This is a genomic window from Enterobacter sp. PTB (assembly GCF_051130085.1).
Lineage (GTDB): Bacteria > Pseudomonadota > Gammaproteobacteria > Enterobacterales > Enterobacteriaceae > Enterobacter > Enterobacter ludwigii.
Genome location: NZ_JBDKEE010000005.1, coordinates 113,194 through 139,094, shown reverse-complemented (window position 1 = coordinate 139,094; position 25,901 = coordinate 113,194). Strand labels below are relative to the sequence as shown.

Here is a 25,901-nt window from a genome sequence, read left to right as displayed (position 1 = left end):
TAAATTTATTTGTAAACGTTAATGACCCATGTCTTCCTTTAAAACATGGAATAGTTTTTTACAGACTTTGAATTTCAACTTAAGCAATAATCGTTAACCGCTATTTCTGTGGCGCGCTGTATTCCTCCATTAAAAGATACAAGCTCGAATTCTGTGAAGCTTATGTCTTTAACGATACGCTGAATAAATACTGTATTCCTTTCATTCCCCAATCGAAAAAATCACTAAAAAAACTTGACCGGTGTATTCAGAATGTGGAACAGGCAACCTGATAAACAAAAACCGTCATGCCGGCAAAAGCTAAATAAGGACCGAAAGAAATAATGCGGTTATTTTTATTCGCATGTCTTGTCGCGAAATATCCGACAATACCGCTTAACGCGGCAATCAATTCCAGGGTGGGCAGTGCCTGCCAGCCGCACCAGGCGCCTAACGCCGCCAGAAGTTTAAAATCGCCATAGCCTAATCCTTCTCGTCCGGTAAGCAGACGAAATGCCCAGTAGAGAGACCAGAGCGAAAGGTAGCCAGCCACCGCCCCCACCAGCGCATCCTTAAGCGGCAGCGTGTGGTCAACGAGGTGTAACAACAGTCCTGCCCACAGCAACGGCTGGGTCAGACAGTCAGGGAGCAACTGATGCTGCCAGTCAATCATCGCCAGCGGCAGCAGAAACGCGGCCAGCAACCACAGTGAGAACAACGCCGGTTCGCCCGGAATGCACAAGGCGGTGAGGCCAAAAAAGAGCGCGGTGACGAGTTCGAGCATCAATAAGCGCAGCGGGATGGCCGTGCCGCACTGCCTGCAGCGCCCGCGCAATACTAGCCAACTGACCAGCGGGATATTCTCCCAGGCCGCAAGATCATGCTGGCACACCGGGCAGTGAGAGGCCGGAAATAGCAAGTTGCCCGCGCCTTCCTCCTCCATCACCATGCCCGGCACGCGCTCGGCGACAACCCCCAGAAAACTGCCCACCATGCTGCCCAGGATCGCACTCATCACCGGGAACCCCACCGGATAGATTTCCCGCATCAGCGCAACGGTGTTCATGCGGTTTTGCGCCAGGTGAGCTGCACTTCGGCTTTCACATCACTGAGGTGATCGACCGGCGTAAGGTTCATTTTTTGCAGCCTGACGCCGGAGGTCTGGTTGATTTCCCGCAGCCAGTTTTTTAATTCATACACATTTACGCGGTTCACCACGAACGATAAGGTTTGCCCGTCCTGACGCACCTCCGTCAGGGAAAGGTTAATTTCATGAGCGCTGTTCTCCACCACCGTGCGCGGGTTATCCGTTTTAATGATCATCACCGGAAGGTGGTGTTTATCTATTTCTCTGCGCATCCAGTTCAGCGTCTCTTTTTGTCGGGTCAGCGTTGATTTGCTATTTTGAATCATATTATCCAGTGGCATCATGCCCGCGTAATAAACAGCCGCGGCCAGGAGGGCAACGGCACCGGTTTTTAAAATATATTTCTCCCGGATGCTGTATTGTTGATAACGCGACGTAAGCTTCGTGATTCGCTCTTTCATTTATATTTCCCTGCGATCATGGCGGTATAAGGTGCAGTGGTAGAAACAGGCTGTAGGGTGAAATCAAAATGCTCCCCTGTTTTCTCCACAAACGACTGCAGTGCGGCCTGGCTTTGCGCACTGACGCTCAGGGTCAGCGCATTTTGTTGCGCATCGTACTCAAGCAGGGAGATCTCAAGTGCGGGTACGGCCTGCCTGGATTGCTCAAGATCATCCAGCTGCAGGAATACCCCTTTGTGCTGCTTTTTCATGTTTTGACCAAAGTGGTATTTGATATTGGTCTGCTGGCGCATGCTGGGAAAATGGTGCTGATAAACCTGAACGATCTCCTGCTGAACCCGATTTTCCTGCTGTACCAGCATCCAGGCCATCGCGATCCGCGGGCCCAGCAACAGCCCGAGAGACAGCAGGCCCGCCGCCGCCATCGCGATTTTTATTCCTTTAGACGCGCTGCCTTTCCCTGCCTTCGGGCTGAATTCACCGTGCAGGAGGGTGACCCGACAGGATTGCCACTGGGGCTGGATCAGCACCAGCGGATGCTGCCACGGTTGCAGAAGATCCACCCCGACACCGGCTGGCGGTTCGCCGTAACAGCACACGTCACCGTCTGGGGTTTTTTGCATCAGCAGCGGCAGCAGGCTGGCCTCCATTTCGCTGGCGACATGGGGCGACAGGCGCAGCCAGTAGCGGTCATCCAGGGCAACCAGCGTGCTTCCTCCTGCCGTCACCGGCAGCAGCCAGGCATCCGGCAGCACCTGAATCACCTTCAAACCGGCCTCCTGGCAACGGGCTAACCACCCGCGCAGAAGATCGGTATCAATCGCCACCGCGTCAACGTCGGCCCCCTTTTTGTGAAGCACCGTCCAGTGAAGGTTGTCCACCTCGCCAATGAGCGTCTCTTCCGCCAGCCACGAGAACGCCGCCGTCTGAGAGGCAACTTTTTTCGGCAACGTAAAATGGCGGAAGATCATGTTGCCCGCGGGCAACAGTAAACAGACCCGGGCCGCGAGAGGATGGTCTGCCAGCGCGTCAAGGCGCTCCACAACGTCAACCTGCTGGCTGCCGGAAGCACACCACATTATTTTCCCGCCCTCACGGCTGTCGGGACGAACAAAAAGTACCTGTTTCATAGCCATCTGCTTTTCTTATTCAATCATTCGGTAACGACGTTGCCACGTCACGATCTCACCGGCTTCGTTATTGACCTGAAGCTGGCTTACCACGCGAAGCGTTAGCGCATCGGTGTTGCCGGTATAGTTAACGCGGAAGTACCGGCTTTGGGTGGAGAGTTGTCCGGCCACCTGCGGAAGGTCGTCTTTCACCTGCGGGAAGGCCTGCTCCAGCGCGTTGCTGAAGGTTTCCATATTTTCCCAGCCGGTTTCAGGACGCGATTCAATCAGGCGAACGGCATCGTCTTGCGTTATTTTTCCGGGGAACATGGCGGCCAGTAAGGCGGCCTGTTCCGGTTTCAGGGTGTTCACATCCACCTTGCTGGCGGTATCCGGTAAGGCACACAGCAGCGTGCTCACCTTCCGGTATGCCGTTGCCGGAAATGCCGGCAGCAGCGTGATCTCAGCGATCGTGCGCATCATCTGGTTTGCGGGCTGCCGGGGGGGCACCACGCCCGCCCAGGCATCGCTCTCCGCCCCCTCGCTGGCCGTGGTGGTATCGCCATCCAGATAGTCCACCAGCTGCGAGTAAACCTCGTGCGCCATGGACTGGCTGAGGCCACTCCCGGTCAGGAGTTGCTCAACAATCTGCTCTTTCCGCGGTTTTTCCGGCACCGCGGGCGCATTTTGCCCCTGCGCGATGTCATCGGCCGCCAGCAGGTTATTCACGTTGAAGCAGTCCTGGGCGTCTTCCACCTGACTGACCACCGTGTAATCGTCACCCCGGGTCTCCAGCGGCTGGTGCCAGTCACCCTGCAGGCTAAGGGCTTTACTCTCACCGCTGGCGTCGCTCTGCAGACGATCTTTGACCACCGTCTCCTGAGCCTGCATGGCCCAGCGCAGCTGCTGCTGACTCACCTGGTAATGGGTTTTCTGCAGATTGCGGCAGAACTGCTGGCTGATTCTGGCAGCCAGCGCCGACATCATGACCAGCAGGATCAGTACCACCAGCAGCGCGACGCCTTTCTGTTTACGTAAAGCCTTCATGATGTCGCTTCCGCTGCAGGTGGCGCGGCAGGTGCGTCTGCGGGCGCTGGCGCGGCGGCCTCGGGGATATCGCCCGGCGTCGTAAACACCCAGCGCCAGGTTTCCCCGTTTTCCATCGTCAGCGTCAGCTCGACGCCATCCGGCAGATGTGCCGGGTCGTTCCAGCTTTTTTGCCAGCCCTGACGGTAAAAACGCCACTGCAGGGATTTCACCTCGCCGACAATCGGCACCGCATCGGGTCTGGCATCCGCCGGGCTGTCAATCACCGGCCAGACATCCCGGTACAGTCGCCCCTCTTCCAGCCGCCAGCGCACGCGCTCCAGCTGTACGGTTCCGCTCACGCCGTTCAGCGTGGTCAGCTCAAGGCCGTCATCCCCCTGACGAAATGTATCCGGCTCGTTGCGCGGCGCACGCGCCTGAAGCTGATAGAAATCGCGCTCCATCAGGCTCCAGGCACGCTGAAGCTGATTGAGCTTTGCCGCGCTGGCCTCCGTCGCCGAACTGGTGCGCATCGCCCCGTCGAGGATTTGCCAGGCCAGGGTGCTGATCACTGCAAAAATGGTCAGCGCAATCATGATCTCCAGCAGGGTAAATCCCCGCTGGCGTCGGATTTTCTTCACGGTTCCTCTCCCGGCGCGATAACCTGCAGTGAAATAACCGGCTGGCTTTCATCGCCTTCTGCATAGACGCGGATGGCATTCGCCCAGCCGTTAGCCGCGGTTTTTACGCGCTGCTTTCGCCAGGCCCAGCTGCGCCCGCCCATGACCTCTGCCCCCTGCGCTTCAGCGTCAGGAAAATCACGTCTGTTGAGCTGCGCATCCGCCAGTTGATTTTCGGCGACCCAGCTGGCCTGCAATGTATCGGCCAGCCCGTGGGTGAAACGCACGTTCAGGGAGACCGAGTTCATCAGCGCCAGTGCGGCGGTGGAGAAGATGACCAGCGCGACCATCACCTCCAGCAGAGTCATCCCCTTTTGCTCTCTCTTGCCATTAGCCATCGTTTTCTACCGTTACAGGGGCCGCGCCTTGCGACACCACGCGGAAATGGTGCGCGTTGTCGCGGCTTTGCAGCGCCAGCGTAAAGCGGCTGATTTCACCGTCCGGCAGAAATAACACCTGCGGTTCGGATGTCACCGTGGCGGCGAGACGCTGCGGCGTGAGCGAGACGTGCATCTCCGGCGGGAAATCACCCCGGGTCGTTATCCGCCCCGCGGATAACGACACCCAGTGACGTTCACCGTTTTTATCCTCGAGCGTCACCAGCCGGTATTTATCCGCGGTCATAACCAACCCCACGATATTTCCGTCCATCACTGCCCGGTCTGAACCATAATCAACGAGGGCTTTTAATTGCTGACCAAATATATCTGCACCGCTGCGTGAGGGTATTGTTGAAACCACCATCATGGCGCAGCTGGCAAATATCACCAGCGCCAGAATAATTTCCAGCAACGTAAAGCCGCGTTGACGTTTCATTATTTCTCTTTCTTATCCAGAGACCAGTTTGTAATATCATCGGCGGTATTGGCTTCGCCATCCGGACCTGCGGAGAAAACGTCTACGGCACCGTGTTCACCCGGGCTGACCAGAATATAATCCCCGCCCCACGGGTCCTGCGGCAGGCGGCGGATATAACCGTCCGCACGGTAGCCGTTGGGAATGGGCGCAATCTCTGGCTTCGTGACCAGCGCCTGCAAGCCCTGCTCGGTGGTGGGATAGCGGTGATTATCCAGCTTATACATATCCAGCGAGCCTTCGAGCGCGACGATATCGCTGGTCGCTTTTTGGGTATCCGCTTTTTCTTTATTACCCATTAAATTGGGTACCACCATACTCGCGAGTACGCCGAGAATAACAATAACCACCATTAATTCGAGCAAGGTGAAGCCCGCCTGGCGAGCCAGGTGTTTACGTTTTATAGCCATGATTTAACCTACCATATTATTAAGTTGCAGAAGCGGTTGTAATATTGACAGGACGATGAATAAAACAATCGTCGCCATAGATACCACCAGTGCCGGTTCAAATACCGACAGCGTTAACGTAATACGATGCTGTAATGCCGATTCCTGGTTTTCCGCCGCGCGGTCCATTAAATGGCCTAATTCCCCACTCTCTTCCCCTGAGGCAATCATATACAGCATGGTCGGCGGGAATAATTTCGCCTGCTCCAGAGCCGCATAAAGCGATGCCCCCTGGCGCACGGTATCCGCCGCCTGCTCCAGCACCTGCCGGGCATACCGGTTTTCGATCCCGTCCATCGCGATATACATCCCCTCCAGCAGCGGCACGCTGCTGGCCTGCAAAATGCTCAGGGTACGGATATAGCGGGCGCTGTTGATGGCGCAGACCAGCTTTTTGACGGGCGAACCGTTCACCAGCCAGCTGTGCCAGCGAAAACGATTTTTAGCGTTTCGAAGCCAGGCCTTAAAAACCATCATCCCGCCTGCCAGGCTGCCGACGATATAGAGGCCGTAAACCTGCAGGAAATCACTCACCGCGATCAGCGTGCGGGTGGTGATCGGCAGCTGCTGTTTCATATGGGTGAACTGCTCAATCACCTGGGGCACAACCGCCACCAGCAGAATGCCGATCACCGCGATGGCCACCACGGTCAGGGTGATCGGGTAGACCATCGCCTGCGTCAGTTTGCTTTTCATCTTCTGACGCTGCTCGTTGTAGTCGGCCAGCTTTTCCAGCACGTCGCCCAGATGGCCGGTCTTTTCACCGGCCATTACCAGCGTGCAGTAGAGCTTGTCGAAGCTGCGCGGAAACTGGCTGAAAGCATCAAACAGCGTATGCCCTTCCACTACCTTCTCGCGGATGTCCACCACCATCGCCGCGAGCTTTTTATCCTCCGTCTGTTTCGCGATTGCCTTCAGCGCGCTCTCCAGCGGCAGCGCAGCGTTGACGAGCGTCGACAGCTGACGGGTAAACATCGACAGCACCGGCGTGGAGAGTTTTGCCCCGGCGTTCGCATTACCGGCAGCCGCAACCTCACGGATTTCGTTGATGCTGACGGGCATCAGCTTTTGCTCGCGCAACATCTGGCGGACCTGCTTTTGCCCCTCAGCCTGCAACGTGCCACGCCGGGTTTTGCCCGCGGTATCCATCGCCGTCCAGGCGTAGAAGGCCATTACGCATCTCCTCCGCGCTCGGCGGTGACGCGCATCACCTCTTCCAGCGAAGTGACGCCGCCGATCACCTTCAGCAGCCCGTTCTCACGCAGGCTGTAGGCCTGCTTAAAGAGCTCGGTTTCGATGGCCATTTCGTCTTTATCCTCATGAATGGCGCGGCGCAGGGTGCTGTCGACCACCAGAAACTCATGAATACCGGCGCGCCCCTGATAGCCGCTCTGGCGGCAGTGTTCGCACCCCACCGCGCGATAGATCGCGTGTGGCGGCTGGTCCATAAAGCTGAACAGCGCCTTTTCATTGTCATCCAGCGGACTGGTGGTACGGCAGTGCGGACACAGCCGACGCACCAGACGCTGGGCAATGACCCCCAGTAACGATGAACCGATTAAAAACGACTCCAGCCCCATATCCCGCAGGCGGGTTATCGCCCCGGCGGCGCTGTTGGTGTGCAGCGTAGACATGACCAGGTGACCGGTGAGCGACGCCTGCACCGCAATTTGTGCCGTCTCGGCGTCACGGATTTCGCCGATCATCACCACGTCCGGGTCCTGGCGCAGAATCGCGCGCAGCCCGCGGGCAAAGGTCATGTCCACGCGCGGGTTAACCTGCGTCTGCCCCACCCCTTCCAGCTCGTATTCAATAGGATCTTCTACGGTCAGGATGTTGCGCTCATGGCCGTTCAGCGCCGAGAGAATCGCGTACAGGGTGGTACTTTTACCGGAACCCGTTGGCCCGGTGACCAGGATAATGCCGTGCGGACGGTCAATCAGCCCTTGTAACTTCTCCCGTTCTTCATCAATCAGCCCAAGCTTGTTGATATCAGGCTTGAGATTGCTTTTATCGAGCAGACGCATGACCACGCGTTCACCATACTGGGACGGAATGGTCGATACGCGCACGTCGACCGCCTTACGGCCAATGCGCAGGGAAATACGGCCATCCTGCGGCAGACGTTTCTCCGCGATATCCAGCCGGGACATCACCTTGATACGCGAAACCAGCAGCGGCGCGAGCTTACGCGCGGGCTGCAACACCGGTCGCAGCACACCGTCGACGCGAAAGCGAATGCTCAGCGTACGCTCGAAGGTTTCAATATGAATATCCGACGCGCCCTCTTTTACCGCCTCGCCGAGAATGGCGTTGATCAGGCGGATCACCGGCGAGTTTTCATCGTTATCGAGCAGATCTTCGTTATCCGGGATCTCCTCGGTTAACGCCATCAGATCGATATCGGCGTCCATATCGTCCACCAGTTGCTGGGACACCCCGCTGCTCTGCTGCCAGATCCTGGCCAGCATTTCATCGAAGGCTTCCGCCGTCAGGGTGACCGGGACAAACGCGCGTCCCAGCACCCGGCGCACTTCCAGCAGCGCGAGTGCCGGTGTGTCATCACGGATATAGACCGCATCGTGATAAAATAAAACGCCGTTATCTTTTGCGTAGCCGCTGCTACACAGGGTTTTGCTCAGTTCGTCCACGTGATACCTCCGCCTTACTCTTTAAACGGATTGCGGGACGCGCTGGTTTTCACCGATGCAGCACTCGCAGCAGGGAACGCGGGTAACACGGCGTTATCCGCCGGTTCAATGATCCCGAGCTTTTTCTCCTCAACGCGCTGCTGCTGGCGGGCGCGGATCTGGTCATATTTCTCTTTCGACGCCGCGCTGTAGTTGTCGTCGTCACGCAGCACGGTGGTATGAATAAAGACCATCAGGTTGCGTTTGGACGCGTCCTGCGAGGTGTAGCGGAAAAGCTGCCCGACCAGCGGAATATCCCCCAGCAGCGGCACTTTGGAGACCGACTGCTTAGTGACATTCTCCATCAGGCCGCCGAGCACCACCGTTTGCCCGCTGTGCACCATCACTTCGTTATTGATGGTTCGGGTATTAAAGGTTGGGCCAAGGCTGGCGTCTTCCGTTGCGCTGTTGTCGACGCTTGAGACTTCCTGCTCAATCTTCAGGTGGATCATGTCGCCGTCGTTGATTTGCGGCACAATTTTCAGTTTGGTCCCCACCGTCTTGCGCTCTACGGAGTTAAAGACATTATCACCACTGGTGGTCTGCGAACCGGAAAGCACCGGCACGTCCTGACCGACATTAAATGACGCCTCTTTGTTATCCAGCGTGACCACGCTTGGCGTGGAAAGAATGTCGTTTTTGCCGTCAGTTGAGAGCGCGGTCATCAGCGCACCGAAATCACCGTTAAAGAAGCCGGTCGCCAGGCCAGTAAAGCTGGCGCCCTTGATGGTGCCATTTTTTATCTGACTAATGGGCAGGCCGGTGGAGCCGAACTGGACGCCACCGTGCTTGCCGGTCCACTGCACGCCGAGATCCAGACCGTTGCCGTCCTGCACTTCAGCAATGATGGCTTCCACCAGCACCTGCGGACGGCGGATGTCGAGCTTGTCGATCACCTTCTCAAGGGAGTTCATCACGTTAGGCTGCGCGGTGATCACCAGCGAGTTGGTTGACTCGTCGGCGGTAATATTCAGATCGGTTGCCGCGGTGGCGGTTTTCGCCTTTGCGGTGCCGGCTTTGTCTTTCAGCTGTTCGCCAATACCGGTGAGCACCGGAACCACTTTGGTGGCGCTGGCGTACTTGAGATAGAAGACGCGGGTATTCCCCTCGTTGTTCTGCTCGCGATCTAACTCATGGATCAGGCTGCGGGTACGCGTGCGCGCATCTTCCGAACCGCTGATCACCAGGCTGTTGGTTTCGTCATCTGCCACCACTTTGGTGGCCAACTGCGGCGCGTTCTGCCCTTTCTGCTCTTCGTTGTTGAGATTATTCAACATGTCGGAGAGCGCTTTGGCGGAAGCAAAGCGCAGAGGGACGATTTCGCGACGCTGAACACCGTCTTTATCCACGCGCTGGACCAGATCCACCAGCCGGTTCACCACGGACGCTTTACCGGTTAACAGCAGCACGTTGGAAGGCTCGAAGTGCACCACGTTGCCGATGCCGGTAGCATCGTTCAGTTGACGCAACAGCGGCGCGAGTTCACGCACCGGCACGTTTTCCATGCGCACGACACGGGTAATAATCTCATCGCCTTTGCCCGGGTTTGTGCTGTCTGCCAGCGGCGCACCGGCGGTGCGGGCCACGCTTGAGCGCACCACTTTAACCATGCCGTTATCCATCGGGATCACCGAGAGGCCGTAGAGATCCAGCACGCTCAGGAAGAACTGGTAATACTCATCCTCCGTCAGCACGTTGTAGGTTCTGACAGATACGGAGCCCTGAACCGACGGGTCGACGAGAATGGTTTTGTTAAGGTTGCGGCCTACCGTATCGATAAACTCGCGGATATCGGTATTTTTAAAACTCGCGCTAAAGTTGGCTGCGAGCAGCGAACCCGAATATAACGACAATGCGGTCAGCGCCACGCACGCCCATGGAAATTTCTTCATGTCTGTACACTTATTAATTGTTAAGAACATTGACCCGAATATTTTCAAGGTGAGCGTGACGTCTGACGACAACCTCCGCTTCTTTCATTTTTGACCATTCAGCAATAATATTTTTTGCCTTTACTTCATCGGTCATATCGACAGCATTCACTTCGACTGCCACGTCCCCTTTTTTCAGTCCTGAATGGCTATAAAAGGAAGAGGCATTCCGGGGATTAATGGCATAGCCTTCCAGTTGGCCTTTTTCGACAACCGGTTTTAATACCAGATAATCATTCAGATGCAGCGTGTCTGCGCCTGCATCTTTTGTCGATTTGGTTACCGGGCCGCTATCAACGCCGCCCTTGAAATAATCCGGTTTCTTTAAGGCCAGCGTCTGCGTGATGCCTTCATAATTCACGACGACACTGTCTTTGTTAATTTCCTGAATAAAGGCATCGTTAAACCCGGTCAGCGGCTCCCCTTCGCGGTAACTCTTCTGGCCCGCGGGCGTTTTAATAACAGCGAAGGAAAGCCAGGGGTCATCACTGCGCACAATGCCTTCTATTTCCGCCGCCAGCGGGACTTTTAGCGCAGCCGGCCCAGTGTCCTGACGCGCTGCCGCCGTGAAAAGGGTGAATGTTTTCTCTTCGCGGCGGTTTTTCAGCGGCTGCGCATCAGAGTTAGCCAACCTATTCGTAACCTTTTTATAATCTTTAAACGTGAAATACCCTTGCTGGCCGCTAAAAATTAACAGCGCCAACATCATGCAAGGGGTTATCCACCGTGACAGAAATGAGAACCTCATTTTTCATCTGGCCTTTAACAAAGCGAAAATAAGCAGCATCACGCTGCGACAAAACGTGTGAAGAGAGTAATGAGACGCGGTGAAAACGACCATCGACTTCGCCACCAACTTTAATAAAGAAAATTATTGACCGTCTAAAATCGAGGTGTTAGGACATTTCTGCCGGATATTTTTACCCAGTTGAAAAATTGATCGCCCCGTCTCCTTACCGTAATTTCACGACCTGTTGCTATTCCTAATCAGAGACGGTAAGTCGTTATGTATCAGAGCCACTTTACTTTTAAAAACCCGCCCTTCAGGAAGGTCACCCGCTTATCCGGGGATTTTCTGGTGCCTTATCATCAGGACGTCTTTAACCTGCTGAAAGAGAAAACCCAACAGGCGGGATTATGCGGGCTCTTTAGCGACGATACCTCGCTGTTGGGCCAGTTCAGCGATGCGCTGAAAAACAGCGACAACCGCGTTCTTGCCATCAACGCGTTTCCAAAACTGAGCGCCAGTAGCCTGCTGTACAAGCTCAGCCCGGACACGAAAGCAATCGCCAGCCGTATTCAGGCGGTCGATACCGTGCTGCAGCAGTGGCAAGCCGGGAAAACGCAGGCCACCGTGCTGGTCATTTCCCATACTGAAGCCATGAAAGAGACCTGCCGGACGGTGCTGGGGATGTTGCTCACCCGTGCGCAGGAGCTGGGGTTTCATTTATCGGTGGTGCTGACGGGCGCGGAAAATCAGGCGGCGCTGCTACAGCAATCTGATCTGCGTGAATATGTGCATACCCACCACACCTTGCGCCCCCTGACCTGCCGTGAATATCTCAGCTACGTGCAGGCGCAGTGCGAAGAGCACGGGGGCGAAAGCTCGCCGTTATCCCCGGCGCGCGTGCGTAAGATGCACGCAATGACAAAAGGGAAAATCAGTGAACTGAATGCGCTGGCGCACCTGTCGATGCTCGCGGCCTGGACCGAACGCGCAAGCCAGGTCAGTCCGCGACATTTACGCCTGGCGGCCGCAGAGGTGCTGCCCGCGAAAAAACAGGGTAAGCGTCTGGCAACGGTTTCACTGTTTGCCTCTGTGCTGTTCGCGGCTTGCGGCTGGTATTTCACCGCCTCAATGACTGCTCGCCTCCCGGTTTCTCTGCCGGTCCCGATAAGCTGGAAACACACGGCCGCCCCCGTTCAGGCCCCCGTCGTGCCGGTTATCGACAAGGAAATAGTCAATCAGCCGGACGCGATGCATCAGCTTTATCTGATGTGGGGGTATGACGCCTCGGCGGACGATGCGCTGTGTCAAAACGCGGTGAAGGTAAACCTGATGTGTAAGCAGGGAAATGCCTCTCCGGATGCGCTGGCAGGCGAAGGTTATCCGTGGGTGAGCGAGCTCAAAACCGGCAATCATCTTAACTATGCGGTGGTCGCCCGCGTCGGAGAAACCTCGATGGACCTGCTGATGAATAACCGGACCTGGCAGGTCAGCCGCAGCTGGTTTAACCGGCATGCAACCGGAAACTATACGCAACTGCACCGCCTGACGCCGGAAGGTAAAGACGCCATCAGCGCAACCAGTGACGGCAAAGAGATGACCTGGCTTGATCAGCAGCTGAGCCAGGCCCTTTCTCAACCTGAAACCCACGCTCAGCGCTGGACTGCGGAGATGATGAAACGCACCCGCGCGTTCCAGCAAAAAATGCACCTGCGTGTGGACGGTATTCCCGGCGAAGAGACATTGATGCAGTTAATGCGGGAAACCAACACCACGCCGAGCGTATTGATCCAGGCTTCGCATGCGATACCGGATGCGAAAATGCAGGAGAAGCATTCCTGATGTCTACTATCAGCCTTGCGGCTCAGCGCAGTTACACCACTGGGGAAGCGGTCTGGTTTTCATATCGCCTTCCCGGACTGAGAAACGTTTTTGCCCACACCGTTTTAGGACTCCTGGGTCTGTGCGCCATGCTGATGGCCGGGTTGTACGCGCATGTGTATTGGGATCTGCGCCACCCTGCACCCGCCCCCATCAACGCGAGCAGCGCCAGACCGGAAACACAGCTTTCAGATATGCATTATGTGTATGTGAGCAAACCCTTCCCGCATCCGCACCCTAAACCTGCGCCGGTGCATGAGGATATGCCTGCCCTGCAGGATCTGCCGATTAACGGCGATGATACCGACTGGCAGCAGGCGCCTGAAGGAGCGGCTCAGCACGATATCGCGCGGGATACGTTACCCGGTACCGGGGCGCACACCGACGCTTCTGCACGGGCTGGCAGCGACAGTTCCTCATTAACAGAATTGTTTAAGCAGGCGTTAAAAGAACAAGAGCAGGATTATTCGCAAGGCAAAATTCCCGCGCCGCCGGTTGACGAAACGCAGGATATTTCCCGGTCCCCTTTACGTCATAAAGGAGACCGGCTGGAGTAATTAATATTTTTCAGGCAAGGATGTCAGGTTAAGGAGTCGCCCCTTTTCCACCACAATATACTGACCCTTTTTCAGGTCAGAGAGAATTTTAATAATGGTACTGCGTGCCAGGTTGGTGTATTCCTGAATATAGTCATATATGTTGATATCACGCTGATGTTGAACAATCAGTTCATTAATCTCGTATAAAAATTCGCGCACTACCGAATAGGCACTGCGGGCAACCAGCACATCGTCACGCTTGCTCAGCATACAAATATACCAGGAGAGCACTTTCGTCAGTTCCGGCCACAGATTGTTTTCAGTCATTAGCTGGGCGAAGGCCTCTTTTTTTATCGAGCGCACGACGGTATTTGACCGAATGAGGCCATACATGTGCGTGGCGCTGTAAAACATAGAACAAAGCCCAAATATACACGGCCCCTGAACGGTGAACATGCACAGTTCATCAGATTCGCGGCGGAACTCAACGTCGCCACTGACGATAATATGAATATACTGTGAATCACTGGTAGATATTTTCTGCCACTTTTTTAACGTCTTCTCTTCAAATCCTGACGTTGCAGAAATAATTGCGTTGACTTCGTTTTGCGGACGTAATTTTTTACCGTAGATGCTTAACATTATTATACCCAATTTAAGATGTGAAATATAAAACTCAGGATTAAGACGTAAGGCCTCAACCCAGGAATATTTTCCTGATGAAACACTCAAGGAGAAAATAAAAGTAGAAATTGTTTACGTTAATTTGCTGCTTTACTTAGCAAGCTATGTGTCCATCTTAAATCCGGATAATTTTAAGTCAATTAACTAAAAATGAATTGAGTTTGTACTTAAGATTAATCTTACTTAAATTACGCGGAAAATACTCACGAGGGGGTATCCCGCAGGATCACCCCTGTCCGTACTTTTCCAGAAGCGCTTCAGCGATGGCCAGCGTTTCGCGGTCAGCCACACCATTCCACAGCTGTGGACGGAAGTGCATTTGAAACGCGGTAATCACTCTTTTCTGCTGCTGGGCTGTGGCAGCCTCAGGCACTTCATAGCCATACCGCGCTAACAGATCGAGCAGCAGTGCGCTGTCCACTTCCTGATAGCGTGGCTGCCCATTGAGATAAAAGTTGACGCGGTCCGGATCGGGCCAGGCACCAATTCCCTGCTGCGCCAGTTCGCGCCAGGGAAACAGCGGGCCGGGATCGTCTTTACGCTGGGGGGCAATATCAGAGTGCGCGACGACGTTCTGCGGCTTAATGTCGTAGCGGGCGATAATGTCTTTGGCGAGCGGGATCAGAGCAGCAATTTGCGCCGGCTCGAACGGGGTGAAGTGTTTTACTCCCGCCGTTTTTTGCCAGCCCCGGTTTTCCAGCTCAATCCCCACGGAGGTGTCATTAATACGGTTGGTGCCGCGCCAGAAGCTGATGCCGGCATGCCATGCCAGTTCGCTCTCCGGTACCAGCTGCCAGATACGCGGTTTGCCCTCAGGGGCAGGCGGTTTGGCGGGGATCAGGTAGTGAGAGCTGACATTCTTGTCGGTTAACGTCGCCAGCGAGCTGTCAAAGTCATCGGCGGTGTAGTGGATCACCAGCACCTTTATACGCGGGTAAGCCGCCTGGGCCTGATGGCGGGTATCCAGCTCATAGGCACCTTTATCAATAATGCCTTTTTCCGTGGCGCACCCTGCCAGCAACAGCGCCAGCAGGAGTGTGGCAAGCGAGCGCTTCATCGACGGGTTTTCACCGCCGTACCGCTTACGCTCACCATCAGCATGCTGGCATCTTTACCGACCGTTTCGTAGTCAATATCGATACCTACCACGGCATCTGCACCCAGCGCCTTGGCCTGCTCGCCAAGCTCTTTAAACGCAATTTCGCGGGCTTTGCGCAGCTCTTTCTCATACGCGCCAGAACGTCCCCCCACGATATCGCGAATGCCGGCAAAGAAGTCCCGGAAAATGTTCGCGCCCAGTATGGCTTCGCCGGTGACCACGCCGCAGTACTCGGTAATAGGTTGCCCTTCCAGGGTAGGCGTTGTTGAAAACTGCATACTTTCTCTCCTTCTTTAGCGTTCAATGCCTTAGGTACAGCATTATCGGTTCGTTACGCTATGATTGAAAGGATAGTTAATAAATAAGGAAATCAACATGCGCTATTCAGCTTTAACACTTTTCGTGCCCTGCGCGCTGGTGCTCAGCGCCTGCACCACCACGGTCACGCCAGCCTTTAAGGATATTGGTACCCGCAGCGGCCCATGCATTGAGGGCGGCCCGGATACCGTGGCGCAACAGTTCTATGATTACCGCATACAGCACCGCAGCAATGATATTACCGCCCTGCGACCGTATCTGAGTGACGGCCTGGCGAAACTGCTGAGCGACGCCACCCGCGATCCGCAGCATAACGCGCTGCTTAAATCCGATCCGTTCTCCAGCCGCGCCACGCTGCCTGACAGCGCCGAGGTCACCAGTGCTTCAACGATCCCAAACACCGATGCGCGAAACATTCCCCTGCGCGTCAAACTGACCCAGGGAACCCAAACCTGGCAGGATGAAGTGCTGATGATCCGTGAAGGTCAGTGCTGGGCGGTGGACGACGTAAGGTACGTCGGTGGCAGCGTTCACGCCCCGGCAGGCACGCTCCGCCAGTCGATAGAAAACCGCTAAGCCTCCCGTTTAAAAAGCGTTAACCCCGTAAAATGTGCGGCATTTCATGCGGAATGCCGACATTTATACTCGCCGACATTGCCGTTCGCTATTTTGTGCTATGTTTAGAGGGTATTGCGGGTTATATTTAACTTTTAACGCAGAAATATTGCATAACTATTCTGTCAACGGTACTATCTGCGGCCTCAATTGCTATAGATTGCCTGGATGAGTAAAGACTGCCCCGATGAGTATTAAACTAAACGGCATTAACTGCTTCTACGGCGCACACCAGGCGCTGTTTGACATCACGCTGGACTGCCCGGAAGGCGAAACGCTGGTTTTGCTTGGCCCAAGCGGTGCAGGTAAAAGCTCCCTTCTGCGTGTCCTTAATCTGCTTGAAATGCCCCGTTCGGGTACGCTGGCTATCGCCGGTAACCATTTTGATTTCGCGAAAACACCGTCTGATAAAGCGATTCGTGAACTGCGTCAAAACGTTGGCATGGTCTTCCAGCAATACAATCTCTGGCCGCATCTGACCGTACTGCAAAACCTGATCGAAGCCCCGTGCCGCGTGCTGGGCTTAAGTAAAGATCAGGCGATCGCGCGTGCGGATAAGCTGCTGGAGCGTCTGCGCCTCAAGCCTTACAGCGACCGCTATCCGCTGCACCTGTCCGGTGGTCAGCAGCAACGTGTGGCGATTGCCCGTGCGCTGATGATGGAGCCTGCGGTACTGCTGTTTGATGAACCGACCGCGGCGCTGGATCCCGAAATTACCGCCCAGATCGTGAGCATCATTCGCGAGCTGGCGGAAACCCATATTACTCAGGTCATCGTAACCCATGAAGTGGAAGTGGCGCGCAAAACGGCCAGCCGCGTGGTCTACATGGAAAACGGGTATATCGTTGAGCAAGGTGATGCGAGCTGCTTCTCAAACCCGCAAACCGATGCGTTCAAAAACTATTTATCTCATTGATTGTGTCAGGGGAAATGATAATGAAAAAAGTATTACTTGCCGCGCTGCTCGCCAGCGTCACCCTTTCCGCTACCGCAGCCCAGACGATTCGTTTCGCGACTGAAGCGTCTTATCCTCCGTTTGAATCCATTGATGCGAACAATAAAATTGTCGGCTTTGACGTGGATCTGGCAAACGCCCTGTGTAAAGAGATCGACGCAACCTGTACCTTCAGCAACCAGGCGTTCGACAGCCTGATCCCAAGCCTGAAGTTCCGCCGTATCGACGCCGTTATGGCCGGAATGGATATCACCCCTGAGCGTGAAAAACAGGTTCTGTTCACTACCCCTTACTACGACAACTCTGCCCTGTTTATTGGTCAGAAAGGCAAATTCACGTCGGTTGATCAGCTGAAAGGCAAGAAAGTGGGCGTGCAGAACGGCACCACGCACCAGAAATTCATCATGGATAAACACCCGGAAATCACCACCGTTCCGTATGACAGCTACCAGAATGCGAAGCTGGATCTGCAGAACGGCCGTATTGATGGCGTGTTCGGCGACACCGCCGTGGTGACCGAGTGGCTGAAAGCCAACGATAAACTGGCGCCAGTGGGCGATAAAGTGACCGACAAGGATTACTTCGGCACGGGTCTGGGTATTGCCGTTCGTCAGGGCAACACTGAGCTGCAGCAGAAATTCAACGCTGCGCTGGAAAAAGTGAAGAAAGACGGCACCTACGAAACCATCTACAAAAAATGGTTCCAGAAGTAATTCCTGATGAATGAAATTTTTCCTTTAGCAAGCGCCGCCGGGATGACCGTCGGCCTTGCCGTTTGCGCACTGATTATCGGCCTTGTGCTGGCGATGATCTTTGCGGTATGGGAATCAGCAAAATGGTTCCCTGTCGCATGGGCCGGCTCAGCGCTGGTCACCGTGCTGCGTGGGCTGCCTGAAATTCTGGTGGTCCTGTTTATCTATTTTGGCTCCTCGCAGCTGCTGTTAACGCTGTCGGACGGCTTCACCCTCAATCTGGGTGTGGTGCAGATCCCGGTGCAGATGCAGATTGAGAACTTTGACGTCAGCCCGTTCCTGTGCGGCGTGATTGCCCTCTCTCTGCTCTATTCCGCGTATGCTTCGCAAACCCTGCGCGGTGCGCTGAAAGCGGTTCCGCAGGGACAGTGGGAGTCTGGCCAGGCGTTAGGCTTGTCGAAATCGGCGATCTTCTTTCGTCTGGTGATGCCGCAGATGTGGCGTCATGCGCTGCCCGGGCTGGGTAACCAGTGGCTGGTGCTGCTGAAAGATACCGCGCTGGTAAGCCTGATCAGCGTGAACGATTTAATGCTGCAAACCAAAAGTATCGCGACCCGTACCCAGGAGCCGTTTACCTGGTACATCGTGGCGGCGGCTATCTACCTGGTGATCACGCTGGTGAGTCAGTACATCCTCAAGCGCATTGATCTGCGTGCGACGCGCTTTGAACGGAGACCAGGCTGATGCTTGACTATTTTCCGGAGCTGATGAAAGGGCTGCACACCAGCCTGACGCTGACCGTCGCATCGATCATCGTGGCGCTGATCCTGGCGTTGATCTTTACCATCGTCCTGACGCTAAAAACGCCGGTGCTGGTATGGATTGTGCGAGCCTACATTACCTTATTCACCGGTACACCGCTGCTGGTGCAGATCTTCCTGATTTACTACGGCCCGGGTCAGTTCCCGTCGCTGCAGGAGTATCCGGTTATCTGGCACCTGCTTTCTGAGCCATGGCTGTGCGCCCTGATTGCCCTTTCGCTGAACAGTGCGGCCTATACCACGCAGCTGTTCTACGGGGCTATCCGTGCCATCCCGGAAGGGCAATGGCAGTCCTGTGGTGCGCTGGGCATGAGCAAGAAAGACACGCTGGCTATCTTGCTGCCGTACGCGTTTAAACGTGCGCTCTCCTCCTACTCCAACGAAGTGGTGCTGGTTTTCAAGAGTACGTCTCTGGCCTACACCATCACGCTGATGGAAGTTATGGGCCACGGGCAGCTGCTCTACGGACGCACCTATGACGTCATGGTGTTCGGTGCCGCGGGCGTGGTCTATCTGGTGGTGAACGGTTTGCTGACGCTGATGATGCGCCTTATCGAACGTAAAGCGCTGGCGTTTGAGCGCCGTAATTAATCACCGATTTGCATAAATTTTATTGACGAAGACGGGCAAGTCTAATGACTGCCCGTCTTTTTTTATGGATTAAATAATATTTAATCATTTTTATTGAATATAAATTCATTAAATGGCATTGTATTTCCATGCCGCAGACACGGCGCATAAGACAGACTGACAGACGGGAGCATTACAATGAAAAAGTTAGTTCTGGCCGCTTTACTGGCCACTTTCGCCGCTGGCGCATCAGCTGCAGATAAAATCAACTTCGGCGTTTCGGCCACCTATCCGCCGTTTGAGTCGCTGGATGCCAGCAACCAGATTGTCGGTTTTGATATCGACCTCGCCAAAGCCCTGTGCAAACAGATGCAGGCCGACTGCACGTTCACGAACCATGCGTTTGACAGCCTGATCCCGTCGCTGAAATTCAAAAAATACGACGCGGTGATCTCCGGGATGGACATCACGCCAGAGCGTAGCAAGCAGGTCACCTTCACCGACCCGTACTACGCCAACTCGGCGGTGGTCATTGCGAAGAAAGGAGCTTACACATCCTTTGACCAGCTGAAAGGCAAACGCATTGGGATGGAAAACGGCACCACGCACCAGAAATACCTGCAGGACAAACATCCTGAAGTGAAAACCGTGGCCTATGACAGCTACCAGAATGCCATTATCGACCTGAAAAATGGCCGTATTGATGGTGTCTTCGGTGACACTGCGGTGGTGAACGAGTGGCTGAAAACCAACCCACAGCTGGGCACCGCGACCGAAAAAGTGACCGATCCACAGTACTTCGGTACGGGCCTGGGCATTGCGGTGCGTCCGGATAACAAAGCCCTGCTGGAAAAACTGAATGGCGCGCTGAAAGCAATTAAAGCTGACGGCACGTACAAGAAAATCAGCGATCAGTGGTTCCCGCAATAACAGCTTTTTGTCGGGTAGCCTGGCCTACGGGGGTGGTCTGTAGGCCGGGCAAACCCGGCAATTTCACAGTGGAACAAAGAAGCGAAAACGAGCCCCGTTCGTGGACTCCATCAGCCTGATCCCCCCGCCGTGCAGTTCCAGCATGCGTTTCACAATCAACAGCCCCAACCCGCCACGGTTTTCCCGTGATGCCTGCGGATTTAACGCCGAAGGACGCTCAAACAGATCGTTGCGAAGAGAAGCATCAACGCCGGTTCCATTATCAGCCACCTCAACCTGTAGCTGCGCGTTCTCCTGCCAGACCGCCAGACGGACCTCTCCACCGGTCGGCGTATGCCGCATCGCGTTATCCAGCAGGTTAGTCACCACCCGCTCAATCATCGAGACATCGGCATTCACCAGCGGCAACGGGCCCGGTACATCAATGCGCAGGTTCACCTCCCGCGTGCGGGCCGTGAGTTCAAATTTCTGCGCCACGTCTGAAATCAGCTCACCCATGGCAAAACGCTCGCGCTGCGGTTTGATGCCGCCGTGCTCAAGGCGCGCCAGTTCAAACAGCTGCTGCGAAAGATGACGCACTTTCTGCCCCTGGCGCAGCGCCGTGGCGAGATACTGCTGGTGCTCCTGTGGCGTCAGCGTCGCGGATTTCAGCGACAGGGTTTCGAGATAGCCCAGCAAGGAGGTGAGCGGCGTGCGTAAATCATGCGAAATATTGGCGATAAACTCCCGGCGCTGGCGATCGCTGTCGGCCAGCTGATCCCACTGCAGGGTGATTTTACGGGCCAGCTCGATAAACGTATTGCGCAGCGTGGCCACTTCATCCTTTACCGTGGTTTCTGTAGGCTGCGCCGCCAGCTGTTTAATGGCGCTAATGCTGTCCTGCTCCAGCCCGGCCACTTCCTGCGTAAGACGTTTGACCGGACGCGTTACCCAGTACCAGACCAGTAACCCCGCCAGCAAACCAAACAGCGCGACCCACATCAATGACCACAGGACGGTGCTCCAGAGCGCCTGATGCCAGGCCATCTCCGCCAGCGCGTTTGACTCTTCGCCCTGCAGAATAATGTACAGATAGCCTTTCAGTTCTCCGTCCTGACGCAACGGCGTTGCGCTGAAAACCTTTTTGTTCTGGCTTCGCGGGTCATCGCCCAGTACCGGCCGTGCGGCATCACTGAGGAAAGTCTGCACCGGCCCGAGGTCGATTTTTTGCCGCTGGATATGCCCCGGCGGCGCGGCGTCAGCCAGCAGTTCGCCATCAGGCGAGACAACGTACAGTTCGACGCTTGGATTGAAGGTCATCAGCCGGTCAAAGAGCGGTTTCAGCGCGTGGCGGTCAACCCTGCCCTGCGCATCCAGAATCGGTTCCCGCTGGACAATCTGCTGCGCCAGGCCACCAGACAGCCGCTGCACCATCGCATTACCGTACTGCGTGGTGCTGTAAAGTTGCACCGCGCAGGCGATGGTCGCACAGAGCGTCAGCAGCAGAATAAACAACAGCGTCAGGCGCTGGCTCAGGCTAAAGCGGCGCATCGTTTGGCTCCGCAAATTTGTAGCCTTTGCCCCAGACGGTGCGAATGATCTCCGGCTCGGCGGCGTCCTTCTCAATCTTGATGCGCAGGCGGTTAATGTGGGTGTTGACGGTGTGTTCGTAACCTTCGTGCTGATAGCCCCAGACCTGTTCCAGCAGCGCCAGACGCGAGAAAACTTCACCGGGATGACGGGCAAAGAAGTACAGCAGTTCAAACTCGCGCGGGGTGAGATCCACCACCTGGCCGTGCAAAAGCACGCTGCGCGCCAGCGGGTCGAGCGTCAGGCCGTGAGCCTGAATATTCCCGGCACTTTGCGCCTGCCCCATCGCCTGCTGGCGTCGGAACAGCGCCTTGATACGCGCAATCAGCTCCTGTACCGAAAACGGCTTGGCCAGATAATCGTCCGCCCCGGTTTCCAGCCCGGTAATACGATCGGTTTCGCTGCTGCGGGCGCTGATGATGATCACCGGCAGATAGCGGGTCATCTGGCGGATGCGACGGCAAATCTCCAGACCGTCGACGTTGGGGAGCATTAAATCGAGGATCACCGCGTCCCACGGCTGCTTCTCGAGGCGCTGTAAGGCATTGCCCCCGTCGGGCTCGTGGGTGATGGCGTAGCCTTCATCTTCTAAGTTGAGGCGCAGAAGCGCCGCGATATCGTGGTCATCTTCCACCAGCAGGATCTGCTTCATGGGTAAGCCTTCTTCAATTCTGATGAGATAAGCTTACCTGATTTCGCAGGCGGACAGAGTTCACATTTTGTTTAAGATTTAACGAGTAGCGTCAGGACTTCATAATGCGCGGTATGCGGGAACATATCGAACAGCTGGACGCGTTCAATGCGGTAGCCCGGCAGCATCGCGATATCTTTTGCCATCGTCTGCGCGTTGCAGCTGGAGTAGACGATGTAGTCCGGTGCCATCTGGCTCAGATAGTCGCACAGCGCTTTCCCGATGCCCCGGCGCGGCGGGTTCACCAGCACCAGTTCAGGCACATTGTCCTGCCCCGTCGCGAACTGCGTGGAGTCCAGCGCCTGGAAGTGCAGCCGGGTCAACCCAAGCTCTGCAGCAGACTGTCTGGCACAGGCAATCGCTTCGGCGGAGATCTCAATCCCGGTAAGCTGCATGTCTGGCGTGGCGCAGTGCAGACCGAAGCCGCCCACCCCGCAGAACAGATCCCACATATGATGGATATTTAACGCCCGCACCCAGTCACGGGCGGTGGCATAAAGCGCACTCGCGACGGTCGGGTTGGTCTGGAAGAAGCTTTGCGGACGGATCCACAGCGGTACATCGTTGAACGTTTCTGCCAGCGCATGCTGTTCGGTGAAGAAGATCTCCCGCTCCCCTTCCATGATAGCCATATGCACCGGCTGAATATTCGCAGTGATAACGGTTAACTGCGGAAGCTGTTGCTGAAGCCATGGCAACGCCGCGCGAAGCTGCTCCACCTTGGCTTCTGAGCGCAGAACAAAGCGCAGCATCATGCTGCCGTCTACCTGGCTTTCGGTAAGAAGAAGGTATTTCAGCTCGCCGCGCTTGCGGGCAACGTTATAGGGCGTTAATCCGGCACGGGCAATAAACGGTTTGAGCGCAGCAAAGACCGGGGCGAACGAGGCGGGATAAAGCGGACAGTCGGTTAAATCTTCAGGCGTACCCTCGCGATGCAACATGCCCAGCAGCGGTTTTTCAACACTGCCGCTCACCACCATTTTGGCTTTATTACGAAAGCCCTGCTCCGGCCCGCTGACGGGTGCGCACCATTCCCCCACGGCATGGTCTGCCAGCAGGTGTTGCAGGTCGGCCATTTTGGCGGTGAGTTGCTGAGAAACCGGCTGTTCTATCCACTGACAGGAGCGGCAGCGACCGGCGTCATAGAGTGCGCACTGCATATCAAAACCTTAAGAATCACGAGGGCTGCGATTATACACATTATTGCAGCTGGAAGAACCGCCGACTGGAAGCAGGCACGAACAGGAAGAACAGCACCAGCATATCCGGGAGTTTTTGCAAAAACAGCGCGTGCAAAATCTCGCGTTTTGATCCACCCGCAATGCTGAACAGTTCCGGATAGCCATACCCCAGCGAGGCGGCCCACAGATAGCTTGCCGCCGTAATTTGCGTCAGCAAATAGACCCAGCGCGCCCAGTTGCGTCCTCTGACCAGCGAAAATGCGCAGTAAATCTCGATAAACACCAGTACCAGGCTGCTCAAAAAGACCAGCGTCAGGTTCCACGTCTGTACGCTGCGGTGAATGAATTCAGCCATACCGCGCACACCCAGGGTGTTAAGGATCATCAGCACATCAAGACAGCGGATCATAATAATAGCGAGCGCCGCCACCTGCACCAGTGCAGGAACGTTTGGACGAGCGTGCGTAAGACGTGATTTTTTTAATAATCCCAATGTTTTACTTCCCTGAAAAACAGTGCCGCGTCATGCGCGGCACATCACTGGAAATTTTAAATCCTTCAGCCGCGTCTTGCACGCTGGATATCACGCACACGTTGTTTTTCCGCGCGCGCCATCAAATACCAAGCGATAAATCCGACAATTCCGACCACCCCGAGGATAATCGAGGCCAGGGCGTTAATCTCCGGATTGACCCCCATGCGTACGCTGGAGAAGACCAGCATAGGCAGCGTCGTCGCGCCAGGTCCTGAGACAAAGCTGGCGATAACCAGATCGTCGAGCGACAGCGTAAACGCCAGCAGCCAGCCGGAGATCACCGCCGGCATAATCATCGGCAACGTGATGATGAAGAAGACCTTCAGCGGCGTCGCACCGAGATCCATCGCCGCCTCTTCAATGGAGCGGTCCAGCTCGCGCAAACGCGAAGAGATAACCACCGCCACGTACGCGGTACAGAAGGTGACGTGCGCCAGCCAGATGGTGAGCATACCGCGATCTGCCGGCCAGCCAATGGCATGCGCCAGGGCGACGAACAGCAGCAGCAGCGCCAGACCGGTGATAACGTCTGGCATAACCAGCGGCGCGGTAATCATAAAGGCAAAGCCGTTCGACCCCCGAAAACGCCCGAAGCGCACCATGACCAGCGCGGCAATGGTCCCCAGCACGGAGGCCATCGTGGCCGCCAGCGCGGCGATGGTCAGGCTCAGCCCCACCGCGCTCATCATCGCGTCATCATGGAACAATTCGCCGTACCAGCGCGTCGACCAGCCGGCCCATACCGTTACCAGTTTGGAGCTGTTGAACGAGTAGATCACCAGCATCAACATGGGTGCATACAGGAAAGTAAAGCCAATCACCAGGATGGCAATTCGCCACGGGGAGCGCACTACCGGTAAGTTGTTCATCCGTGGTCTCCCATCTGTTTCTGCTGATGTTTGTGGAACCACATGATCGGTACGATCAGCAGGAGCAACATCACGATCGCCACCGCAGACGCCACAGGCCAGTCGCGGTTATTAAAGAACTCCTGCCACAGCACACGCCCAATCATGATGCTGTCCGGGCCACCGAGCAGTTCCGGGATAACAAACTCCCCTACCGCCGGGATAAAGACCAGCATCGACCCGGCAATAATGCCGCCCCGGGTCAACGGAACGATAACGCTGAAGAAGGTTTTAAGCGGGCGGGCACCAAGGTCAAGCGATGCTTCCACCAGCGAATAATCGATACGCGTCAGCGCCGTATAAATTGGCAGCACCATAAACGGCAGATAGGCGTAAACAATCCCGATATAGACCGCGAGATTGGTATGCAGGATTGTCAGGGGCTGATCGATAACCCCAAGCCACATCAGGAAGTTATTCAGCACACCGTTGTTTTTCAGGATCCCCATCCACGCGTAGACGCGGATCAGGAACGAGGTCCATGACGGCAGGATCACCAGCAACAGCAGAATGTTGCGCGTCGAGGATTTACTGTGCGCCACGGCCCATGCCAGCGGGTAACCCAGAAGCAGACAGCAGATCGTCGAGATCGCCGCCACCTGCAACGACTGCAGATAAGCTTCGAAATAGAGCGGATCTTCCGTCAACTGCAGGAAATTGCCGAGGTTAAGGGTCAGCGTCAGCTGTCCGTCAGCCCAGTCCAGCAGGTTGGTATAGGGCGGGATCGCCCGCGCCATTTCCGCCAGGCTTATCTTAAAAACGATCAGGAACGGCAGCAGGAACAGCAGGATCAGCCACACGTAAGGCATGGCAATCACCAGCTTGCGTCCGTGATTCATCTGCATGCGCGCCAGCCAGTGCGCGAAGCCACCCGGTTTCTCAACGCGGGCTGGAGGTTCTAAGGTACTCATTGTCCGCT

The 25,901-nt window shown here is 55.6% G+C and carries 29 protein-coding genes; 8 read left to right on the top strand and 21 right to left on the bottom strand.

Annotation, left to right across the window (positions count from 1 at the left end):
• Window positions 1-247: 247 nt before the first annotated feature.
• Genes AAIR21_RS08405 through gspC form a run of 12 tightly spaced genes read right to left on the bottom strand, consistent with a single transcriptional unit; the run spans window position 248 to window position 10,973 of the window.
• Window positions 248-1,045 carry a prepilin peptidase gene (locus AAIR21_RS08405; protein ID WP_063156212.1) on the bottom strand — a complete coding sequence of 266 codons (798 nt, stop codon included), beginning with the start codon at window positions 1,043-1,045 and terminating at the stop codon, window positions 248-250.
• A complete protein-coding gene (gene gspM, locus AAIR21_RS08400) occupies window positions 1,042-1,527 on the bottom strand; it encodes a type II secretion system protein GspM (RefSeq protein ID WP_020884851.1) in 486 nt (161 codons plus the stop codon). The genes AAIR21_RS08405 and gspM overlap by 4 nt, the downstream gene beginning before the upstream one ends.
• Complete coding sequence (gspL, locus tag AAIR21_RS08395) at window positions 1,524-2,657, bottom strand: type II secretion system protein GspL (protein ID WP_183516509.1); 1,134 nt, start codon at window positions 2,655-2,657, stop codon at window positions 1,524-1,526. Before gspL ends, gspM begins: the two co-directional genes overlap by 4 nt.
• Before the next feature lie 15 nt (window positions 2,658-2,672).
• A complete protein-coding gene (gspK, locus tag AAIR21_RS08390; protein WP_183516510.1) occupies window positions 2,673-3,683 on the bottom strand; it encodes a type II secretion system minor pseudopilin GspK in 1,011 nt (336 codons plus the stop codon).
• The gene (gene gspJ, locus AAIR21_RS08385; protein ID WP_020884854.1) at window positions 3,680-4,303 is read right to left on the bottom strand and encodes a type II secretion system minor pseudopilin GspJ; all 624 of its coding nucleotides are present in this window, start codon (window positions 4,301-4,303) and stop codon (window positions 3,680-3,682) included. The genes gspK and gspJ overlap by 4 nt, the downstream gene beginning before the upstream one ends.
• On the bottom strand, window positions 4,300-4,680 hold the full coding sequence (gspI, locus tag AAIR21_RS08380) for a type II secretion system minor pseudopilin GspI (RefSeq protein WP_183516512.1): 381 nt from the start codon (window positions 4,678-4,680) through the stop codon (window positions 4,300-4,302). The genes gspJ and gspI overlap by 4 nt, the downstream gene beginning before the upstream one ends.
• Window positions 4,673-5,158, bottom strand: coding sequence for a type II secretion system minor pseudopilin GspH (gene gspH, locus AAIR21_RS08375; RefSeq protein ID WP_014169335.1), 486 nt, complete (start codon window positions 5,156-5,158; stop codon window positions 4,673-4,675). Before gspH ends, gspI begins: the two co-directional genes overlap by 8 nt.
• Window positions 5,158-5,607 (bottom strand): type II secretion system major pseudopilin GspG, encoded by a 450-nt coding sequence (gspG, locus tag AAIR21_RS08370; RefSeq protein WP_014169334.1) that lies wholly within the window; start codon window positions 5,605-5,607, stop codon window positions 5,158-5,160. Before gspG ends, gspH begins: the two co-directional genes overlap by 1 nt.
• A gap of 3 nt (window positions 5,608-5,610) precedes the next feature.
• The gene (gspF, locus tag AAIR21_RS08365; RefSeq protein ID WP_183516513.1) at window positions 5,611-6,819 is read right to left on the bottom strand and encodes a type II secretion system inner membrane protein GspF; all 1,209 of its coding nucleotides are present in this window, start codon (window positions 6,817-6,819) and stop codon (window positions 5,611-5,613) included.
• Window positions 6,819-8,297 (bottom strand): type II secretion system ATPase GspE, encoded by a 1,479-nt coding sequence (gspE, locus tag AAIR21_RS08360; RefSeq protein WP_014169332.1) that lies wholly within the window; start codon window positions 8,295-8,297, stop codon window positions 6,819-6,821. The genes gspF and gspE overlap by 1 nt, the downstream gene beginning before the upstream one ends.
• A 14-nt stretch (window positions 8,298-8,311) precedes the next feature.
• Complete coding sequence (gene gspD / locus AAIR21_RS08355) at window positions 8,312-10,228, bottom strand: type II secretion system secretin GspD (protein ID WP_047742434.1); 1,917 nt, start codon at window positions 10,226-10,228, stop codon at window positions 8,312-8,314.
• 13 nt (window positions 10,229-10,241) lie between these two features.
• Entirely contained in the window at window positions 10,242-10,973 is a 732-nt protein-coding gene (gene gspC, locus AAIR21_RS08350) for a type II secretion system protein GspC (RefSeq protein WP_059306526.1), read from the bottom strand.
• A 300-nt stretch (window positions 10,974-11,273) separates the two neighbouring features.
• Here gspC and AAIR21_RS08345 point away from each other — a divergent pair, with 300 nt between their 5' ends.
• Both AAIR21_RS08345 and AAIR21_RS08340 read left to right on the top strand, forming a co-directional pair.
• A complete protein-coding gene (locus AAIR21_RS08345; RefSeq protein ID WP_183516514.1) occupies window positions 11,274-12,836 on the top strand; it encodes a peptidoglycan-binding domain-containing protein in 1,563 nt (520 codons plus the stop codon).
• Window positions 12,836-13,432, top strand: coding sequence for a hypothetical protein (locus tag AAIR21_RS08340; RefSeq protein ID WP_183516515.1), 597 nt, complete (start codon window positions 12,836-12,838; stop codon window positions 13,430-13,432). Before AAIR21_RS08345 ends, AAIR21_RS08340 begins: the two co-directional genes overlap by 1 nt.
• Here the strand turns inward: AAIR21_RS08340 and AAIR21_RS08335 are convergent, their stop codons facing one another.
• From AAIR21_RS08335 to AAIR21_RS08325, 3 genes are all read right to left on the bottom strand, one after another.
• On the bottom strand, window positions 13,433-14,056 hold the full coding sequence (locus AAIR21_RS08335) for a helix-turn-helix domain-containing protein (protein ID WP_032677768.1): 624 nt from the start codon (window positions 14,054-14,056) through the stop codon (window positions 13,433-13,435).
• A 268-nt stretch (window positions 14,057-14,324) separates the two neighbouring features.
• Complete coding sequence (locus AAIR21_RS08330) at window positions 14,325-15,155, bottom strand: N-acetylmuramoyl-L-alanine amidase (RefSeq protein WP_032677767.1); 831 nt, start codon at window positions 15,153-15,155, stop codon at window positions 14,325-14,327.
• Window positions 15,152-15,475 (bottom strand): heavy metal-binding domain-containing protein, encoded by a 324-nt coding sequence (locus AAIR21_RS08325; RefSeq protein ID WP_006174327.1) that lies wholly within the window; start codon window positions 15,473-15,475, stop codon window positions 15,152-15,154. The genes AAIR21_RS08330 and AAIR21_RS08325 overlap by 4 nt, the downstream gene beginning before the upstream one ends.
• A 97-nt stretch (window positions 15,476-15,572) precedes the next feature.
• On the opposite strand from AAIR21_RS08325, the gene AAIR21_RS08320 reads away from it, so the two are divergent.
• The 6 genes from AAIR21_RS08320 (at window position 15,573) to artJ (ending at window position 20,098) form a co-directional block, all read left to right on the top strand.
• A complete protein-coding gene (locus AAIR21_RS08320) occupies window positions 15,573-16,091 on the top strand; it encodes a lipoprotein (RefSeq protein WP_014169325.1) in 519 nt (172 codons plus the stop codon).
• A gap of 226 nt (window positions 16,092-16,317) precedes the next feature.
• The gene (gene artP, locus AAIR21_RS08315; RefSeq protein WP_014169324.1) at window positions 16,318-17,046 is read left to right on the top strand and encodes an arginine ABC transporter ATP-binding protein ArtP; all 729 of its coding nucleotides are present in this window, start codon (window positions 16,318-16,320) and stop codon (window positions 17,044-17,046) included.
• 20 nt (window positions 17,047-17,066) lie between these two features.
• Window positions 17,067-17,798 carry an arginine ABC transporter substrate-binding protein ArtI gene (gene artI / locus AAIR21_RS08310; RefSeq protein ID WP_020884864.1) on the top strand — a complete coding sequence of 244 codons (732 nt, stop codon included), beginning with the start codon at window positions 17,067-17,069 and terminating at the stop codon, window positions 17,796-17,798.
• A gap of 6 nt (window positions 17,799-17,804) precedes the next feature.
• A complete protein-coding gene (gene artQ, locus AAIR21_RS08305) occupies window positions 17,805-18,521 on the top strand; it encodes an arginine ABC transporter permease ArtQ (protein ID WP_014169322.1) in 717 nt (238 codons plus the stop codon).
• Window positions 18,521-19,189 carry an arginine ABC transporter permease ArtM gene (gene artM / locus AAIR21_RS08300; RefSeq protein ID WP_025204592.1) on the top strand — a complete coding sequence of 223 codons (669 nt, stop codon included), beginning with the start codon at window positions 18,521-18,523 and terminating at the stop codon, window positions 19,187-19,189. The genes artQ and artM overlap by 1 nt, the downstream gene beginning before the upstream one ends.
• A gap of 177 nt (window positions 19,190-19,366) precedes the next feature.
• Window positions 19,367-20,098 carry an arginine ABC transporter substrate-binding protein ArtJ gene (gene artJ, locus AAIR21_RS08295; RefSeq protein WP_020884865.1) on the top strand — a complete coding sequence of 244 codons (732 nt, stop codon included), beginning with the start codon at window positions 19,367-19,369 and terminating at the stop codon, window positions 20,096-20,098.
• Between the two features lie 63 nt (window positions 20,099-20,161).
• On the opposite strand, the gene AAIR21_RS08290 is transcribed toward artJ, so the two are convergent.
• The 6 genes from AAIR21_RS08290 to potH form a co-directional block, all read right to left on the bottom strand.
• Complete coding sequence (locus tag AAIR21_RS08290) at window positions 20,162-21,628, bottom strand: sensor histidine kinase (RefSeq protein WP_020884866.1); 1,467 nt, start codon at window positions 21,626-21,628, stop codon at window positions 20,162-20,164.
• Complete coding sequence (locus AAIR21_RS08285; RefSeq protein ID WP_014169317.1) at window positions 21,615-22,319, bottom strand: response regulator transcription factor; 705 nt, start codon at window positions 22,317-22,319, stop codon at window positions 21,615-21,617. The genes AAIR21_RS08290 and AAIR21_RS08285 overlap by 14 nt, the downstream gene beginning before the upstream one ends.
• 71 nt (window positions 22,320-22,390) lie before the next feature.
• Window positions 22,391-23,518, bottom strand: a complete 1,128-nt coding sequence (rlmC, locus tag AAIR21_RS08280; protein ID WP_434680638.1) for a 23S rRNA (uracil(747)-C(5))-methyltransferase RlmC — start codon at window positions 23,516-23,518, stop codon at window positions 22,391-22,393.
• A 40-nt stretch (window positions 23,519-23,558) separates the two neighbouring features.
• Complete coding sequence (locus tag AAIR21_RS08275) at window positions 23,559-24,032, bottom strand: YbjO family protein (RefSeq protein WP_014169315.1); 474 nt, start codon at window positions 24,030-24,032, stop codon at window positions 23,559-23,561.
• Window positions 24,033-24,097: 65 nt separating this feature from the next.
• Window positions 24,098-24,943, bottom strand: a complete 846-nt coding sequence (gene potI, locus AAIR21_RS08270; RefSeq protein WP_020884869.1) for a putrescine ABC transporter permease PotI — start codon at window positions 24,941-24,943, stop codon at window positions 24,098-24,100.
• Complete coding sequence (gene potH / locus AAIR21_RS08265; protein WP_014169313.1) at window positions 24,940-25,893, bottom strand: putrescine ABC transporter permease PotH; 954 nt, start codon at window positions 25,891-25,893, stop codon at window positions 24,940-24,942. Before potH ends, potI begins: the two co-directional genes overlap by 4 nt.
• Window positions 25,894-25,901: the final 8 nt, after the last annotated feature.

What these genes read in the sequence shown, in the direction of transcription:
- AAIR21_RS08405 (WP_063156212.1), bottom strand. Translation starts at nt 1,045, where the DNA reads ATGAACACCGTTGCGCTGATGCGGGAAATCTATCCGGTGGGGTTCCCG.
- gspM (WP_020884851.1), bottom strand. Translation starts at nt 1,527, where the DNA reads ATGAAAGAGCGAATCACGAAGCTTACGTCGCGTTATCAACAATACAGC.
- gspL (WP_183516509.1), bottom strand. Translation starts at nt 2,657, where the DNA reads ATGAAACAGGTACTTTTTGTTCGTCCCGACAGCCGTGAGGGCGGGAAA.
- gspK (WP_183516510.1), bottom strand. Translation starts at nt 3,683, where the DNA reads ATGAAGGCTTTACGTAAACAGAAAGGCGTCGCGCTGCTGGTGGTACTG.
- gspI (WP_183516512.1), bottom strand. Translation starts at nt 4,680, where the DNA reads ATGGCTAATGGCAAGAGAGAGCAAAAGGGGATGACTCTGCTGGAGGTG.
- gspH (WP_014169335.1), bottom strand. Translation starts at nt 5,158, where the DNA reads ATGAAACGTCAACGCGGCTTTACGTTGCTGGAAATTATTCTGGCGCTG.
- gspG (WP_014169334.1), bottom strand. Translation starts at nt 5,607, where the DNA reads ATGGCTATAAAACGTAAACACCTGGCTCGCCAGGCGGGCTTCACCTTG.
- gspF (WP_183516513.1), bottom strand. Translation starts at nt 6,819, where the DNA reads ATGGCCTTCTACGCCTGGACGGCGATGGATACCGCGGGCAAAACCCGG.
- gspD (WP_047742434.1), bottom strand. Translation starts at nt 10,228, where the DNA reads ATGAAGAAATTTCCATGGGCGTGCGTGGCGCTGACCGCATTGTCGTTA.
- gspC (WP_059306526.1), bottom strand. Translation starts at nt 10,973, where the DNA reads ATGTTGGCGCTGTTAATTTTTAGCGGCCAGCAAGGGTATTTCACGTTT.
- AAIR21_RS08345 (WP_183516514.1), top strand. Translation starts at nt 11,274, where the DNA reads ATGTATCAGAGCCACTTTACTTTTAAAAACCCGCCCTTCAGGAAGGTC.
- AAIR21_RS08340 (WP_183516515.1), top strand. Translation starts at nt 12,836, where the DNA reads ATGTCTACTATCAGCCTTGCGGCTCAGCGCAGTTACACCACTGGGGAA.
- AAIR21_RS08335 (WP_032677768.1), bottom strand. Translation starts at nt 14,056, where the DNA reads ATGTTAAGCATCTACGGTAAAAAATTACGTCCGCAAAACGAAGTCAAC.
- AAIR21_RS08330 (WP_032677767.1), bottom strand. Translation starts at nt 15,155, where the DNA reads ATGAAGCGCTCGCTTGCCACACTCCTGCTGGCGCTGTTGCTGGCAGGG.
- AAIR21_RS08325 (WP_006174327.1), bottom strand. Translation starts at nt 15,475, where the DNA reads ATGCAGTTTTCAACAACGCCTACCCTGGAAGGGCAACCTATTACCGAG.
- AAIR21_RS08320 (WP_014169325.1), top strand. Translation starts at nt 15,573, where the DNA reads ATGCGCTATTCAGCTTTAACACTTTTCGTGCCCTGCGCGCTGGTGCTC.
- artP (WP_014169324.1), top strand. Translation starts at nt 16,318, where the DNA reads ATGAGTATTAAACTAAACGGCATTAACTGCTTCTACGGCGCACACCAG.
- artI (WP_020884864.1), top strand. Translation starts at nt 17,067, where the DNA reads ATGAAAAAAGTATTACTTGCCGCGCTGCTCGCCAGCGTCACCCTTTCC.
- artQ (WP_014169322.1), top strand. Translation starts at nt 17,805, where the DNA reads ATGAATGAAATTTTTCCTTTAGCAAGCGCCGCCGGGATGACCGTCGGC.
- artM (WP_025204592.1), top strand. Translation starts at nt 18,521, where the DNA reads ATGCTTGACTATTTTCCGGAGCTGATGAAAGGGCTGCACACCAGCCTG.
- artJ (WP_020884865.1), top strand. Translation starts at nt 19,367, where the DNA reads ATGAAAAAGTTAGTTCTGGCCGCTTTACTGGCCACTTTCGCCGCTGGC.
- AAIR21_RS08290 (WP_020884866.1), bottom strand. Translation starts at nt 21,628, where the DNA reads ATGCGCCGCTTTAGCCTGAGCCAGCGCCTGACGCTGTTGTTTATTCTG.
- AAIR21_RS08285 (WP_014169317.1), bottom strand. Translation starts at nt 22,319, where the DNA reads ATGAAGCAGATCCTGCTGGTGGAAGATGACCACGATATCGCGGCGCTT.
- rlmC (WP_434680638.1), bottom strand. Translation starts at nt 23,518, where the DNA reads ATGCAGTGCGCACTCTATGACGCCGGTCGCTGCCGCTCCTGTCAGTGG.
- potI (WP_020884869.1), bottom strand. Translation starts at nt 24,943, where the DNA reads ATGAACAACTTACCGGTAGTGCGCTCCCCGTGGCGAATTGCCATCCTG.
- potH (WP_014169313.1), bottom strand. Translation starts at nt 25,893, where the DNA reads ATGAGTACCTTAGAACCTCCAGCCCGCGTTGAGAAACCGGGTGGCTTC.